This window comes from Janthinobacterium sp. 64, from assembly GCF_002813325.1.
Taxonomy (GTDB): domain Bacteria; phylum Pseudomonadota; class Gammaproteobacteria; order Burkholderiales; family Burkholderiaceae_D; genus Janthinobacterium.
This window is the reverse complement of sequence record NZ_PHUG01000001.1, coordinates 3,891,361-3,906,309: the sequence shown is the minus strand read 5'-3', so window position 1 is coordinate 3,906,309 and position 14,949 is coordinate 3,891,361. Positions and strand designations below refer to the sequence as shown.

The 14,949-nt window shown below is 64.1% G+C and carries 13 protein-coding genes; 7 read left to right on the top strand and 6 right to left on the bottom strand.

Annotated elements, in window-relative coordinates:
• Window positions 1–5 precede the first annotated feature (5 nt).
• From CLU91_RS17135 to CLU91_RS17110, 6 genes are all read right to left on the bottom strand, one after another.
• A complete protein-coding gene (locus CLU91_RS17135) occupies window positions 6–593 on the bottom strand; it encodes a DUF924 family protein (RefSeq protein WP_100875122.1) in 588 nt (195 codons plus the stop codon).
• Window positions 594–598: 5 nt separating this feature from the next.
• Window positions 599–1,339, bottom strand: coding sequence for an MgtC/SapB family protein (locus CLU91_RS17130; protein ID WP_100875121.1), 741 nt, complete (start codon window positions 1,337–1,339; stop codon window positions 599–601).
• Window positions 1,340–1,588, bottom strand: a complete 249-nt coding sequence (locus CLU91_RS17125; RefSeq protein WP_071079957.1) for a hypothetical protein — start codon at window positions 1,586–1,588, stop codon at window positions 1,340–1,342.
• Window positions 1,588–3,411, bottom strand: a complete 1,824-nt coding sequence (locus tag CLU91_RS17120) for an aminopeptidase P family protein (protein WP_100875120.1) — start codon at window positions 3,409–3,411, stop codon at window positions 1,588–1,590. The genes CLU91_RS17125 and CLU91_RS17120 overlap by 1 nt, the downstream gene beginning before the upstream one ends.
• A 102-nt stretch (window positions 3,412–3,513) precedes the next feature.
• Window positions 3,514–5,562 (bottom strand): DUF4132 domain-containing protein, encoded by a 2,049-nt coding sequence (locus CLU91_RS17115; protein WP_100875119.1) that lies wholly within the window; start codon window positions 5,560–5,562, stop codon window positions 3,514–3,516.
• On the bottom strand, window positions 5,549–6,247 hold the full coding sequence (locus CLU91_RS17110) for a Crp/Fnr family transcriptional regulator (protein WP_100875118.1): 699 nt from the start codon (window positions 6,245–6,247) through the stop codon (window positions 5,549–5,551). Before CLU91_RS17110 ends, CLU91_RS17115 begins: the two co-directional genes overlap by 14 nt.
• Window positions 6,248–6,426: 179 nt before the next feature.
• Between CLU91_RS17110 and CLU91_RS17105 the strand changes: the two genes are divergently transcribed.
• The 7 genes from CLU91_RS17105 to CLU91_RS17075 all read left to right on the top strand — a co-directional run bounded on the left by CLU91_RS17105 (window position 6,427) and on the right by CLU91_RS17075 (window position 14,910).
• Window positions 6,427–8,358 (top strand): AMP-binding protein, encoded by a 1,932-nt coding sequence (locus tag CLU91_RS17105; protein WP_100875117.1) that lies wholly within the window; start codon window positions 6,427–6,429, stop codon window positions 8,356–8,358.
• A gap of 14 nt (window positions 8,359–8,372) precedes the next feature.
• The gene (locus tag CLU91_RS17100) at window positions 8,373–9,188 is read left to right on the top strand and encodes an ABC transporter ATP-binding protein (RefSeq protein WP_029496076.1); all 816 of its coding nucleotides are present in this window, start codon (window positions 8,373–8,375) and stop codon (window positions 9,186–9,188) included.
• A 19-nt stretch (window positions 9,189–9,207) separates the two neighbouring features.
• Window positions 9,208–10,104, top strand: coding sequence for a branched-chain amino acid ABC transporter permease (locus CLU91_RS17095; RefSeq protein ID WP_198521486.1), 897 nt, complete (start codon window positions 9,208–9,210; stop codon window positions 10,102–10,104).
• Window positions 10,105–10,182: 78 nt separating this feature from the next.
• Complete coding sequence (locus CLU91_RS17090) at window positions 10,183–11,241, top strand: branched-chain amino acid ABC transporter permease (protein WP_035823552.1); 1,059 nt, start codon at window positions 10,183–10,185, stop codon at window positions 11,239–11,241.
• Window positions 11,242–11,299: 58 nt separating this feature from the next.
• On the top strand, window positions 11,300–12,619 hold the full coding sequence (locus CLU91_RS17085) for an ABC transporter substrate-binding protein (RefSeq protein WP_100875116.1): 1,320 nt from the start codon (window positions 11,300–11,302) through the stop codon (window positions 12,617–12,619).
• Between the two features lie 124 nt (window positions 12,620–12,743).
• Window positions 12,744–13,580 (top strand): ABC transporter ATP-binding protein, encoded by an 837-nt coding sequence (locus tag CLU91_RS17080; protein WP_071079964.1) that lies wholly within the window; start codon window positions 12,744–12,746, stop codon window positions 13,578–13,580.
• Window positions 13,581–13,653: 73 nt separating this feature from the next.
• A complete protein-coding gene (locus CLU91_RS17075; RefSeq protein ID WP_100875115.1) occupies window positions 13,654–14,910 on the top strand; it encodes a phenylacetate--CoA ligase family protein in 1,257 nt (418 codons plus the stop codon).
• The last annotated feature ends 39 nt before the right edge of the window (window positions 14,911–14,949 follow it).

Here is a 14,949-nt window from a genome sequence, read left to right as displayed (position 1 = left end):
ATTTTCTAAAAACTCGATCCCGGCTGGCGCAGAAATTCCAGCTCTTGCGGCGTGGAAGCGCGGCCCAGGATCGCGTTGCGGTGCGGGAAGCGGCCAAAGCGGGCGATGACTTCCTGGTGGCGCTCGGCATAATCGAGCATGCCCTCAAAGCCGGGCTGCGCCTGCGACAGCAGCTGGAACAATTCGACGGCGCGCGCCTGCATGGCCAGGTCTTCCGCGTGCTCGAACGGCAGGTAGGCGAAGGCGCGCAGCATCGGCGGCAATTGCTGGTCCTGCCCCGCCTGCGTCAAGGCGACGGCCAGCGCCAGCGCCCTGGTGTCGCCGGCAAAGGCGCGCGGCGTGCCGCGGTGCACATTGCGCGTGAACTGATCGAGCACGATAAGGCGCGCCAGCGCGCCGTGCGGCGTCGCGTCCCATTCACGCAAGCCGCCGTCGATGGCGGCATCGATCAGCGCGCCGAAACGCGCGCGTATCTGCGCGTCGAAGCCGTCATCCTTGCGGAACCATGCCACGCGCGACTGGCCATAGTCTGGGTTATCCGGCGGCAGGAACCAGAAATCGAGTACCTCTTGGGCTTGTCCATCCATGTCCATCCTTTTCAGTTGCGGGCGTGCGACAGCTGGAAGCCGGCGATGCCTTCGAAAGCGGCCAGTTCGGCCGACATGGCCGACAGGCTGGCACCCGTGTTCTTGCCATGCGCGATGGCGACAAAGCGCCATTCCTGCATGCCGTCGTTGCTGCCGATGGTCAGCGAGCCGCCGGCGATGTCGTAGCCGCGCTTGGCAGCCATGCGCCGCAGCGCATCTTCGCGGGGAATGAACCCTTGCTTGAAGCGCATGGTGATGGCCACTGCGTGGCGCGACGGCAGCCAGTTCTCCAATTTTGACAGAAAAATCATCGCCATCGCGCACATGAAGGCCAGGCCCATGGCCGACAGATAAAAGCCGATGCCGACCATGATGCCGATCACGGACGAGGCCCAGATCGAGGCGGCCGTCGTCAGGCCGCTGATATTGAAGCCTTCGCGCATGATGACGCCGGCGCCGAGGAAACCCACGCCCGTGACGATCCCCTGGATGATACGCGTGGGGTCGCTGCCGACGATGGTGCCATGGCCGCCATACCAGAACTCCGGATAGCCGCCCAGCACCGTCAGCGCGGCCGAAGCCATGCAGACCAGGCCATACGTGCGCATGCCGGCGGCGCGCCCGTGATACGAGCGCTCATAGCCCACCAGCAAGCCCAGCAGCAACGCGCCCAACAGGTTCAGCAGAATCACGCCATTCGTTGCCAGCTCGGCCGGCGACCAATACGCGCGCAGGAAGTCGATGGTCGGCATCTAGGGCTTTTTCGTCAGCTGCTTTTCAAACGCCACGTCGAGCTTGCTGACGCGGCGCGCCTTTTGCGGCCCCAGTCCATTCACGAAGGCGACAAAGGCATCGAGTTCCAGCGGCGGGCACAAAGGCGGCAAGCCCGGGCCTTCAGTCAGGAAAAACAGTTCATCGCCCGTGCGCGCCATCGTGTAGAGGCGGTGGCCGGTGCGTTCCTTGAGCCGCTCGATGGCGGACGTGGCGCGGGTCGAACGCATCAGATGGCTCCCGTGCGCTGTTCCAGCCACGCCAGCGCAGGCGCATCGGCCGGCGCAGCCAACAGCGGCGCGAGACGTGCGCGCACGGTGGCGTGGTAATCGTTGAGCCAGGCCGCCTCGTCGTCGCGCAACAGCGAGCGCTCGATGCAGCGCGTATCGATCGGGCACAAGGTCAATGTTTCAAAACGCAGGAATTCCCCGAACTGCGTCGTCCCTGCGGGAACGTTCAGCACCAGGTTCTCGATGCGGATGCCCCACTGGCCGGGGCGGTAGATGCCCGGTTCGATGGAGGTGATCATGCCCGGTTCCATGGCCGTGTGCGGCTCCGGCATGGCGGACTGGGAAATCGATTGCGGCCCTTCGTGGACGTTGAGGAAAAAGCCCACGCCGTGACCCGTGCCGTGGCCAAAGTCGATGCCTTCGGCCCACAGCGGCGCGCGGGCAATCGCGTCGAGCATGGGCGACTTCACGCCGCGCGGGAACTGCGCGCGCGACAGGGCGATCATGCTGCGCAAGACCAGCGTAAAATCGTGCTTATGTTCAGCGGTGATGGTGCCGACGGGGACCACGCGCGTGATGTCCGTGGTGCCGCCAAGATACTGGCCGCCCGAGTCGATCAGCAGCAAGCCGTCGCCTTCGATGGTGGCGGCCGAATCCGCATGCGCGTGGTAATGCATGATGGCGCCGTGCGCATTGAAGCCGGCGATGGTGCCGAAACTGGGGCTGACAAAGCCGGCGCGGCGCGCGCGGCATGCCGTCAGGTGTTCGTCGACGCCGATTTCCGTCAGCGGCGCGTGCTGCGGGTCGGCCAGGGTGGCGTCCAACCAGCTGAAAAATTCGCACAGCGCGGCGCCATCGTGCTCCATGGCGGCGCGCACGTGCGCCGCTTCACCGTCCGTCTTGCGCGACTTGGCCAGGGTGGTCGGGTTGATCGATTCGACCACGCGCACAGCATCGGCCACGGCCTGGCGCGTGCCGAACGTGATGCGGCGCGGGTCGAGCAGCAAGGTGGCGCCGGCCGGCAAGGCGGCCAGCGCGGCCGCCGCGCGGTCATACGCGGCCACGTCCACGCCTTCGCTTTCCAGCGTGGCGCGCAGGGCGGCCGGCAGCTTGCCGTCGGCGACGAACAGGGTGGAGCGCTCGGGCCCCACCAGCGCATGCGCGAGGAAGACGGGGTTGTAGTGCACGTCGGCGCCGCGCAAGTTGAACAGATACGCGATATCGTCGAGCGTGGAAATGACGTGGTGGCTGGCGCCGTGCGCGGCCATGCCGGCGCGCAGGGCCGCCAGTTTTTGCGTGCGCGACAGCGATGGATACGCGGGCGCATGTTCATATACGGGCGCGGCGGGCATGGCCGGGCGCTCGGGCCAGACGGCTTGCAGCACGTCGATGTCCGTGCGCAGGGTCACTTGCGCGCCCAGCGCCTGCTGCAGCAAACGCGCATTGGCCAGGCCCAGCACGGCGCCATCGACGGCCACCGTCTGCCCCGGCTGCATGGTCTCGCCCAGCCAGTCGATATACAGCACGCTGGCGCCGGACGGGATTTTTTTCAGGACGATGCCGCTGCCAGCCAGTTCCGTTTCCGCCTGTTCCCAGTAACGGCCATCGGTCCACACGCCGGCAAAGTCCTGCGTCACGACCAGGGTGCCGACGGAACCCGTAAAACCCGACAGCCATTCGCGGCCCTGCCAGCGCGCCGGCAGGTACTCGGACAAATGCGGATCGGCCGAGGGCACGATGCAGGCGTCGATGTGCTGCGCGCGCATGGCGGCGCGCAGCAAGGTCAAACGGGAAGCGGGATTACTGTGAACGGATGTCTGCATGGCGGCGAAAAGGTGCTGTGCTGGGAAGCGCTCATGATACTCCGATTGCCGGCAATGCAGTACTCACCCAGCCCCAGGCCAGGATCAGGATGCGGGGCATCTTCAATGCTGGAGCAGTTGGCCGGCGAGGCCGACGATTTTTTCCAGCAGCGCCTCATCGTGCGGCAACCACGGCACGGCGCCCAGCTTGCTCCCCTTCGCGGCCACCTCGGTCGCTACCGCGGCGCCGTCCAGCGTGACCCTGCCGGTGGTCAGGTGAATCGCATGCCTGCCCACCATCAGGTGGCGCGCTTCGAGCGCCATGCGCCCGTCCTCGATCTGGTCAGCGAATACCTGTTCCAGCACCGTGCGCCGCATGCCCGCCATCGGCCCCGGTGCCATATTGGCCAGGTAAAACAGGCGCTCTTCGCGCTGCGCGCTGTGCTCTTCTTCCAGCAGCGCCAGGGCGCTGGCGCTGACCAGCAGGTCCACCGCGCGGCACGCTTCCGAATACGCCACCGGCGCCATCGGCATCATCTGCGCGGGCGCCAGCCCGTTGGATGTGCAGGCGCCGCCCGCGCCTGGATAGACGTGTCCCCCGAGGCGCAGCAATACGCGCCAGGCGCCGAACTGGCGCGACAAGCCTTCATCGTCATCGAGCCGCCAGCCTTCGCGGCGGGCCAGTCCCAGCAAGGTAGGCAGCGACAACTGGTAGCCGGCAAATGGGGCGCTGCCGTCGCCGGGCGGTGCATATATTTCACGATACACCTGGCGCAGCGGCTGGCGCACGCGCCGCTGCGCGAGCAGCGCCTGCCAGGCGGCGCGCTGCTCCCCGCTGCCGTGCAGGGGGTGCCACAGGCCGATGTCGCCTTGCTCAGGCAATTGCACTGGCTGCCCCTGCGCACCGATGGCGCCCTCGCCATCGAGCATGAAGGTCAGCCCATCGCCCGTGCGCCAGACCAGCGCGCGCGCCACCGTCTCGATATCGGCATCGTCGCGCAAGGCGCGCCATTGGTCCAGGCCAAACCACACCTCGCTGGCGTAGCCCGCTTCCAGGCGGCGCGCCAGCATGGCCTGGCGCCGCTTGCCCATGGGGCCGGGCATGCCGATCCTCCAGGCGATATCGGGCCGTTCGGCCAGCGCCCGTTCGGCCGGTTTCAGATTGCGTTCCAGCTTCTTGCGAATGCCCGCATGGCGCACCTGCGCCAGCGCCGTGCGCAGGGCCAGCAAGCTTTCCGGCGTGGGGATGGTTTCCACCGCATGGCCCAGCGCCATCGCCAGCGACTGCGACGGTGCGCTTTTTGCCGCGCCGGGCGCGACGCAGGCCAAAGGCAGCAAGACGGCGATCACGGGACGGAACCATCCATCATCGCGGTAGGCGGCGACCCGCGCGGCGCGCGCCAGCACGGGAGAATCTGCCGTGGCAAAGGCGGCATCGGCCGTATACGGCACGCTGCCATCGTGGATGGCGGCGATATGACGCGCCGCCTGTTCCAGTATCGCCCGCGCAAAATCGACATACGCCGCATCGTCGGCCAGCACGGCGGCGGGATCCGCCTCGCCGATACTGTTGCGGTTCCAGAAGCTGCTATGGGGCGAGCCGGCCAGCGCCAGCAGGGACGCTTGCGCCAGCTGCGCCAGCAGTGCCAATTCCTGCAAGGTCAGTGGCATCGGATAACGGGCGTGGCGCTCCTCCATTACCTGCGCAAATTGCGCAGGGGCGTCGCCGCCTGCAAGGCGCGCCAGCAGCCAGGCCTGGTAGGGCCGTTCGGCCCAGCCCGAGGTTTCACCGAGAATGCGCCGTGCCTGCGCCGCCGTGCCTGCCGGCGCCTCGCCCTGCAGGCAAGCCAGGCAGCCGATCACATACTCCCATTCCAGGTTGTAATCAGCGGCCGCGTCGAGCGCGTCGAGGAACACGGCGCCGGCCAGCAACGGCGCCAGTCCGGCCCCAGTCACCTGTTCCAGCAGCGTGTGCGCCAGATTAAACCGCGCAACATCATCATGGCCGAAGCGCGCCGCGCGGTGCAGCGCCCCCCAGACGGCGCCCAGTTCTTCAGGTGTCCAGCCGTTGAAATCGACGGGCGGCCCCGTAAAACGCGCATGGTCGACGGCAGTACCCTCGAGGCGAGCCCGCAGCGCTGCGGCGCGGCTGGAGATTTCAGTCTGCATCATCGGCCTCGTAGCGGCGCAAGCCTTCCAGGTCCAGCACGCGGATGCCGCCGTAATCGAGGCGCAACAACCCCTTTTTTTCCAGCACCTGCAAGGCCTGGTTGGCGCGCTGGCGCGAAGAGCCGGACAACAAGCCGATCTCTTCCTGCGACAGCTGCACCAGGGTTTCCACGCCAGGGTACAAATGCGAGTTGAACATCGAGGCCAGGCAGCGCGCCACGCGCGTGTTCAGGTCCAGCAGGCGCTCGTTTTCCACCATGCCGATGAACTGGCCCAGGCGCTCGTTGAGCTGCATCAGCAAAAAGCGCGTGAATGGCAGGCTCGTTTCCAGCAGCCAGTGGAAGGTGGCGCCGGGCAGGCGCGCCACGCGCGTGTCGCGCAGGGCCATGGTGTCGTATTTGCGGATCTCGTTTTTCAGCAGCGAACCTTCGCCGAACCAGCTGCCGGGCGGCACGCCAATGAAGGTCATGGCCTTGCCGGAGGCGGAAAAATTATTCATCTTGACCATGCCGCTGATGACGCCGATCCAGTTGTCCACCGGCTCGCCCTTGCGGCAGACAAAGCCGCCTTTCGGCACGAAGGTTTCAAACACGTCCGCCTCGACGCGGGCCAGTTGCACGGGATCGAGCAGCTGCGCCCAGTTGGCCGCGCGCACGGCATCCTTCAGAGTGATATCAGGGTAGGTCATTGTGCGATGCACCATCGAAAAGTGGGTAAATGTCCCCGAAAAGACAACTCGGCAAACTAACGCAGGCTACTATCATTGCACAAACGCCTTATACATAAAAACACAGAGCGCCATCCAACGAGGTGGAGCCTGAGACAAGCAACAGGGAGACACTGGTGCAAACGACTACCACAGCAACGATGCCGACTTTTCCGCGGCGCTTATTGCAGCACGGGACAGTACGATCCGACAAGCCCGCCTTTCGCGAAAAACACCTGGGCATCTGGCAAACCTGGACCTGGTCCGAGGTTAACGACGAGGTGCGCGCGCTGGCCTGCGGCCTGGCCGCCATCGGCTTCCAGCGCGGCATGAACCTCGCCATCATCGGCGACAACCGTCCCCGCCTGTACTGGGCCATGCTGGCAGCGCAAAGCCTGGGCGGCGTGCCCGTGCCACTGTATCAGGACGCGCCGGCCGCCGACATGGCCTATGTGCTGCAGGATGCGGAAATCCGCTACGCCATCGTCGAAGACCAGGAGCAGGTCGACAAGCTGCTCGAACTGAAAACCCTGTACCCGCACGTCGCCCACATCGCCTACGACGATGAACGGGGCATGCGCCATTACCGCCAGCCGGAGCTGACGTCCTTTGCCGCGCTGCAGATGCTGGGCCGGGCCTACGACCGCGAGCATCCGGGCTTTTTCGACGCCGCCGTGGCAGCGGGCCAGGGCAGCGACTCGGCCGTCATCCTGTACACCTCGGGCACCACGGGCAAGCCAAAGGGCGTGTGCCAGAGCCACACGGCGCTGCTGGCCGCCGGCGTTGGCGGCGTCGCCTTCGACAAGCTCACCGACGCGGAAGACATCCTGTCCTACCTGCCCATGGCATGGGTGGGCGACTGCCTGTTCTCGCTGGCGCAGGCGATGGTGGCCGGCTTTACCGTCAACTGCCCCGAATCGGGCGACACGGTGATGATCGACATGCGCGAAATCGGCCCCACCTGCTACTTTGCGCCGCCGCGCGTGTTCGAAAACATGCTCACCAGCGTGATGATACGCATGGAAGACGCGAGCAGCATCAAGCGCCACATGTTCAGCCATTTCATGGACGTGGCCAAGCGCTGCGGCGCGCAGATTTTGGATGGCAAGCCCGTGCCGCTGGCCGATCGCCTCAGCTACAAGCTCGGCGAGCTGCTCGTCTACGGCCCCTTGAAAAACGTGCTGGGACTGTCGCGCGTGCGCGTCGCCTACACGGCCGGCGCCGCCATCGGCCCCGACCTGTTCCGCTTCTACCGCTCCATCGGCGTGAATCTCAAGCAGCTGTACGGCTCCACCGAAACCTGCGCCTATGTGTGTCTGCAGCCGGACGGCAACATCAAGTTCGACAGCGTGGGCCTGCCCGCACCGGGCGTGGAAGTCAAGCTGGCGGCCAATGGCGAAGTGCTGGTCAAGTCGCCCGCCACCATGAGCGGCTACTTCAAGCGTCCCGATGCCACCGCCGAAGTGATCGACGCCGACGGCTACTTTCATACGGGCGACGCGGGCGTATTCGACAGCGAAGGCCACCTGAAAATCATCGACCGCGCAGCCGATGTCGGCAAGATGAATTGCGGCGCCATCTTCGCGCCCAATTACATCGAAAACAAGCTCAAGTTTTTCCCCTTCATCAAGGAAGTGGTGGCCTTCGGCCATGCGCGCGATCAGGTGTGCGCCTTCATCAACATCGATATCGAAGCGGTGGGCAACTGGTCCGAGCGGCGCGGCATCGCGTATGCCGGCTACACGGACCTGGCGGCGCGCGCCGAAACCTACGGCTTGATCCGCGACTGCATCGAACAGGTCAACGCGGAACTGGCAAGCGATCCGCTGATGGACCGCACGCAGGTGCACCGCTTCCTCGTGCTGCACAAGGAACTCGACCCGGACGACGACGAGCTGACGCGCACGCGCAAGGTACGCCGCAAATTCATCGCCGAAAAATACGCGGTGCTCATTTCCGCCCTGTATGAGGGCAAGGCAACGCAATACATCGAGACCCAGGTGAAATTCGAGGATGGCCGCACCGGTTCAACCAGCGCCGACCTGCAGATCTGGGACAGCAAAACGTATCGGCCCCAGGGCCTGGCCGCATGATGGAGCACAGCACGATGCAAATGAACGAACCCGACGCCCATTTCGGCACGGCCCGCAAGACGGGACCCGTGATCCTCGACCTGAAGAACATCTCGCTGTCGTTCGGCGGCGTGAAAGCGCTGACCGACATCTCGTTCGACGTCAAACAGCATGAAATCCGCGCCATCATCGGCCCGAATGGCGCCGGCAAGAGCTCGATGCTGAACGTGATCAACGGCGTGTACCGCCCGCAGCAGGGCGAGATCATTTATCGGGGTGAACACCGGCGCGGCATGGATTGCTACGCGGCCGCCAAGTCCGGCATCGCACGCACCTTCCAGAACATCGCGCTGTTCAAAGGCATGACGGTACTCGACAACATCATGACGGGGCGTAACCTCAAAATGAAGTCGAATTTCCTGCTGCAAGCCCTGTACTGGGGGCCGGCGCGGCGCGAGGAAATCGAGCACCGCAAGAAGGCCGAAGAGATCATCGACTTCCTGGAAATCCAGGCCATCCGCAAGACGCCCGTGGGGCGTTTGCCCTACGGCTTGCAAAAGCGGGTGGAGCTGGGCCGCGCACTGGTGGCCGAACCCGAGATTTTGCTGCTGGACGAACCGATGGCCGGCATGAACGTGGAAGAAAAACAGGACATGTGCCGCTTCATCCTCGACGTCAACGACCAGCTGGGCACGACCATCGTGCTGATCGAGCACGACATGGGCGTGGTGATGGATATCTCGGACAGGGTGGTGGTGCTCGACTACGGCAAGAAGATCGGCGACGGCACACCCGACGAGGTGCGCAGCAACCAGGATGTCATCAACGCCTATCTCGGCGTGGCGCACTAGACGAGGAATAGCAATGAATATCAATTTTTTCTTTGAAGTGCTGATCGGCGGGCTGCTGTCGGGCGTCATGTACGCGCTGGTGGCGATCGGCTTCGTGCTGATCTACAAGGCCTCGGGCGTGTTCAACTTCGCGCAGGGAGCGATGGTGTTTTTCGCCGCCCTCACCTGCGTCGGCATCATGGACAAGTTCGGCCTGTCGCTGTGGCTGGCCATCCCGCTGACGATGCTCACCATGATCGTCCTGGGCATGGCGATTGAAAGGGTGGTCTTGCGGCCCCTCGTCAACCAGCCGGAAATCACGCTGTTCATGGCCACCATCGGCCTGACCTTTTTCATCGAAGGCCTGGCGCAGCTGATGTGGGGCTCGCAGGTGCACAAGCTGGACTTGCCCATCGAAGACGTACCGATGCAGTTCCTGATGGACCGCTTCGACATCAACATCTCGCAGTTCGACCTGATGGCGGCCGGCATCTGCGCCTTGCTGGTGATCTGCCTGGCCTTGCTGTTCTCGAAAACCAAGGTGGGCCGCGCCCTGCGCGCCGTCGCCGACGACCATCAGGCGGCGCTGGCGGTCGGCATCCCGCTGCAGCGCATCTGGGCCGTGGTGTGGGGCGTGGCGGGCCTGGTGGCCATGGTGGCCGGCCTGCTGTGGGGGGCGCGCAACGGCGTGCAATTCGCCCTCACTTTCATCGCCCTGAAAGCCTTGCCGGTGCTGATCCTCGGCGGCTTTACATCGGTGCCCGGCGCCATCGTCGGTGGCCTGATCATCGGCGCGTCGGAAAAGCTGGCCGAAGTCTACCTCGGCCCGATGGTGGGCGGCGGCATCGAAGGCTGGTTCCCGTATGTGCTGGCCCTGCTGTTCCTGCTGGTGCGTCCGGAAGGCCTGTTCGGCGAGAAGATCATCCGCCGAATATAAGGCCCCAAGAGCATCGTAGGTCGGATTAGCCGAAGGCGTAATCCGACAAACACCCCAACAGCCAGTAAAGGACACGCCATGATTTACCGTGAAGCAGGACAATTCAAGACCAGCTACCAGGCTGACAACCAGATTTTCCCTATCCGCCAGGACCGCCTGGCGCTGACGGCCACGCTCCTTGTCGCCGTCTTCCTGCTGCCGTATGTTGCCTCGCCCTACATGCTGTCGGCGATCCTGATTCCCTTCCTGATCTTCGCGCTGGCAGCGCTGGGCCTGAACATATTGACCGGCTACGCGGGCCAGCTGTCGCTGGGCACGGCCGCCTTCATGGCCGTGGGCGCCTTTGCCTCGTATAACTTCATGGCCCGCCTGCCTGGCCTGCCGCTGCTGGTGTCGTTCATCCTCGGCGGCCTGTGCGCGGCCATGGTGGGCATCGCCTTCGGCCTGCCTTCCCTGCGCATCCGCGGCTTTTACCTGGCCGCCTCCACCCTGGCGACGCAGTTCTTCGTCGTCTGGTGCCTGACCAAGATTCCGTATCTGACCAACTACAGCTCCTCGGGCGTCATCACGGTGCAGAAAATGACCATCCTCGGCTACCAGTTCGATACGCCGCAAAGCAAATACCTGCTGGTGCTGGCGATTGTCGCCGGCATGGCGCTGCTGGCCAAGAACATGATCCGCTCCAACGTGGGCCGTTCGTGGATGGCCGTGCGCGACATGGACATGGCGGCTGAAGTGATCGGTTTCCGCTTGATGCGCACCAAGCTGCTGGCGTTTGCCGTCAGCTCGTTCTACTGCGGCGTGGCCGGCGCCCTGTATGCCTACGCCTACCTGGGCACGGTGGAGCCGGAAGCGTACAACCTGGACCTGTCCTTCCGCATCCTGTTCATGATCATCATCGGCGGCGTCGGTTCGATCCTGGGTTCTTTCCTGGGCGCGGCCTTCATCGTGCTGCTGCCCGTCTTCCTGAACACCATCGCGCATGGCCTGTCGCTGCCCACCAGCGTGGCCTCGAACCTGGAACTGATGGTATTCGGCGCGCTGATCATCTTCTTCCTGATCGTCGAGCCGCACGGCCTGGCCAGGCTGTGGCAGATCGCCAAGGAAAAATTGAGACTCTGGCCTTTCCCACACTAAGTTTTTGCAGTCGATGTCGGTTCACTTGAATACCAAATAAAACAAGAGGAGACACACAATGAAACACATCAAATCGCTCATGCTGGCCGCCGCCATCGCCAGTGCCGCACTCACCATGGCCGGCAGCGCCCAGGCCCAGGACAAGGAACAGTACATCGCCCTGCCGTCCTACCGCGTCGGTCCTTACGCGGCCGGCGGCTCCGGTTTCTACGGCGGCATCATCGACTACTTCAACCTGGTCAACCAGGCCGGCGGCGTCAATGGCGTCAAGATCAGCTGGGAAGAATGCGAAACGGAATACAACCCGTCGCGCGGCGTCGAATGCTATGAACGTCTGAAAACCAAGCAGGGCGGCGCCACTTTGGTCGAGACTCTGTCCACGGGCGTCGCCTACGGCATCCTCGACCGCGTGGCGCAAGACAAGATTCCCATGACGATGATCGGCTACGGCCGCTCGGACGCCGCCAACGGCAAGGTCTTCCCCTACGTCTATCCGCTGATCTCCAGTTACTGGAGCCAGGCCGCCGGCATGATCAAGTACCTGGGCGACAAGGATGGCGGCATGGACAAGCTGAAAGGCAAAAAGATCGTCCATCTGTACCACGATTCGGCCTTCGGCAAGGAGCCGCTGCCCGTGCTCGAAGCACTGTCGAAACAGTACGGCTTTGAACTGGTGAAAATTCCCGTCGCACCGCCAGGCAGCGAACAGCAATCGCAATGGCTGCAAATCCGCCAGGCCAAGCCGGACCACGTGATCCTGTGGGGGTGGGGTGTGATGAACTCCGTTGCCATCAAGACGGCGCAGCGCAACGGCTTCCCGCGCGACAAAATGCTGGGCGTCTGGTGGGCCGGCTCCGAGGAAGACACGATTCCATCGGGCGAAGCGGCCAAGGGCTACACGGCGATGACGTTCAATACGCCAGGCAACTACCCCGTGCTCGACGACATTCGCAAGAAACTCTACGCATCCGGCAAGGGCAACCTGTCCGACCAGTCGCGCATCGGCTCCGTCTACCACATGCGCGGCGTGACGGCCGGCATCCTGTGGGTGGAGGCGATCCGCACGGCGCAGGAAAAATTCGGCAAGGGCAAGCCTGTCACGGGCGAGCAGATGCGCTGGGGCCTGGAAAACCTGAACGTCGATGATGCGCGCCAGAAGGCCGTCGGCGCGCTGGGCATGTTCCCCACCGTGAAAACCAGCTGCGACGACCATGAAGGTTCGGGCGCCGTGAAGGTGCAGCAGTGGGATGGCAAGAAGTGGACCGCCATCACGCCGAAATGGATCGTCGGCGACAAGGCCCTGGTGCGCAAACTGGTCGAGGAATCGTCGGGCAAGTACGCCGAAGAGAAAAAGATCACGCCGGCGTGCATGAAGTAAGCGGCTTTCGGGGTGGTGTCGGATTACGCGCGTTGCGCTAATCCGACCTACCTGGATACGACGTAGGTCGGATTAGCGCAGCGTAATCCGACAAGCACCAACATCACATGAAAACGAAGCAGCCATGACACCCACTGCCACGCAAACACCAGACACCCCACCGCCCTACCTGTCGGTCAACAATATCGAAGTCATCTACGACCACGTGATCCTGGTCCTGAAGGGCGTGTCGCTGCAAGTCCCGCAAGGCAAGATCGTGGCGCTGCTGGGCGCCAACGGCGCCGGCAAGTCGACCACCCTGAAAACCATCTCGACCCTGCTGCGCGGTGAACGCGGCGACGTCACCAAGGGCGAAGTCCAGTTCAAGGGCGAGCGCGTGGATCAATTGACGCCGAATGAGCTGGTCAAGCGTGGCCTGTCGCAAGTGATGGAAGGGCGCCACTGTTTCGGCCATCTGACCATCGAGGAAAACCTGCTGACGGGCGCCTACACGCGCAGCCTGTCGCGCGGCGAACTGAAAGACGCGCTGGAGAAGGTCTACCACTATTTCCCTCGCCTGAAAACGCGACGCAGCAGCCAGGCCGGCTATACCTCGGGCGGCGAGCAGCAGATGTGCGCCATCGGCCGCGCGCTGATGGCCAAGCCGTCGATGATTTTACTGGACGAGCCCTCGATGGGCATCGCGCCGCAGATCGTCGAAGAGATCTTCGGCATCGTCAAGGACCTGAACCACAAGGAAAACGTGTCGTTCCTGCTGGCCGAACAGAACACCAACGTGGCCCTGCGCTACGCCGACTTCGGCTACATCCTGGAAAACGGCAGAGTCGTGATGGAAGGGCAAGCGCAAGAACTGGCCAGCAACGAAGACGTCAAAGAGTTTTATCTGGGCGTCTCCAGCGCCGGGCGCAAGAGTTTCCGCGACATGAAGTTCTACCGTCGCCGCAAGCGCTGGCTGGCCTGACAGAAAACGTACCGCTATGCAGCCAGGCTGACGCCTGCCATCACTACTGCAATGACATTGGAGAATCCGTAACATGACCGATACGCTCGACAGTCTGGAAGCACGCGCCCCCGAAGCGCGCGAACGCGAATTGATGGCCGGCCTGCCGCAGCTGATCGCGCGCGCGCAACAGGCGCCAGGCTGGGCCCGCATCCTCGATGGGATCAACGCGGCCGACATCACCAGCCGCGCCGCGCTGGCGCAGCTGCCCGTGACGCGCAAGTCCGACCTCAAGCAATTGCAGCACGACGCGCTGCCGTTCGGCGGCTTGAACACGACGCCGAAGAGCGCCCTGGCGCGCGTGTTCGTCTCGCCCGGCCCCATATTCGATCCCGAAGGCCGCGGCCCCGACTGGTGGCGCTTCGCGCGGCCCATGTATGCGGCCGGCGTGCGCGCCGGCGGCTTGCTGCAGAACTGCTTTTCGTATCACTTCACGCCGGCCGCCTTCATGGTCGAAGGCGGTGCCGCGCGCATCGGCTGCACCGTCATCCCGGCCGGCATCGGCCAGACGGAAATGCAGGTGCAGGCGATGGCCGACCTCAAGCCCGACACGTACATCGGCACGCCGTCATTTTTAAAACTGATCATCGAGAAAGCGCGCGAAATGGGCGCCGACATCAGCAGCGTCACCAAGGCCGTGATGGGCGCGGAAGCCTTGCCCGAATCCCTGCGCAGCTGGTTTGCCGCGAACGGCGTGCCGCATGTGTTCCAGACCTATGCCTCGGCCGATATCGGCAGCATCGCCTATGAGACGGCCAGCAATGGCAAGCTCAATCCGGGCATGGTCGTCGATGAAAACGTGCTGCTGGAAATCGTCCATCCGGGCAGCGGCATTCCCGTCGCGCCGGGCGAAGTGGGCGAAGTCGTCGTCACCGTCTTCAATGCCGACTACCCGCTGATCCGCTTCGCCACGGGCGATCTGTCGGCCGTGCTGGTCGATACGCCGGACTCGCCGTGCGGGCGCACGAATACGCGCATCAAAGGCTGGATGGGACGCGCCGACCAGACCACCAAGGTGCGCGCCATGTTCGTGCATCCGTCGCAGGTGCATGACATCGCGCGCCGCCATCCGCAAATCAAGAAGGCGCGGCTGGTCGTGTCCGGGCGCATGGCCAATGACGAGATGGCTTTGCATTGCGAAGTCGACGATCCGACGGACGCCAGCGGCGTGGAAGCCATCATCGGCTCGATCCGCGAACTGACCAAGCTGCGCGGCGACGTGCTGCTGGTGGCCGTGGGCAGCCTGGCGCAGGATGGAAAAATAATCGACGACGTGCGCGATTACAGCTAGGCGTAGCGCACGGATGGCGTTTGCGGGATAATACCCGCA

Coding starts and splice junctions, on each gene's coding strand:
- CLU91_RS17135 (WP_100875122.1), bottom strand. CDS start 593: ATGGACATGGATGGACAAGCCCAAGAGGTACTCGATTTCTGGTTCCTG.
- CLU91_RS17110 (WP_100875118.1), bottom strand. CDS start 6,247: ATGACCTACCCTGATATCACTCTGAAGGATGCCGTGCGCGCGGCCAAC.
- CLU91_RS17100 (WP_029496076.1), top strand. CDS start 8,373: ATGCAAATGAACGAACCCGACGCCCATTTCGGCACGGCCCGCAAGACG.
- CLU91_RS17120 (WP_100875120.1), bottom strand. CDS start 3,411: ATGCAGACATCCGTTCACAGTAATCCCGCTTCCCGTTTGACCTTGCTG.
- CLU91_RS17080 (WP_071079964.1), top strand. CDS start 12,744: ATGACACCCACTGCCACGCAAACACCAGACACCCCACCGCCCTACCTG.
- CLU91_RS17125 (WP_071079957.1), bottom strand. CDS start 1,588: ATGCGTTCGACCCGCGCCACGTCCGCCATCGAGCGGCTCAAGGAACGC.
- CLU91_RS17090 (WP_035823552.1), top strand. CDS start 10,183: ATGATTTACCGTGAAGCAGGACAATTCAAGACCAGCTACCAGGCTGAC.
- CLU91_RS17075 (WP_100875115.1), top strand. CDS start 13,654: ATGACCGATACGCTCGACAGTCTGGAAGCACGCGCCCCCGAAGCGCGC.
- CLU91_RS17130 (WP_100875121.1), bottom strand. CDS start 1,339: ATGCCGACCATCGACTTCCTGCGCGCGTATTGGTCGCCGGCCGAGCTG.
- CLU91_RS17085 (WP_100875116.1), top strand. CDS start 11,300: ATGAAACACATCAAATCGCTCATGCTGGCCGCCGCCATCGCCAGTGCC.
- CLU91_RS17115 (WP_100875119.1), bottom strand. CDS start 5,562: ATGATGCAGACTGAAATCTCCAGCCGCGCCGCAGCGCTGCGGGCTCGC.
- CLU91_RS17105 (WP_100875117.1), top strand. CDS start 6,427: ATGCCGACTTTTCCGCGGCGCTTATTGCAGCACGGGACAGTACGATCC.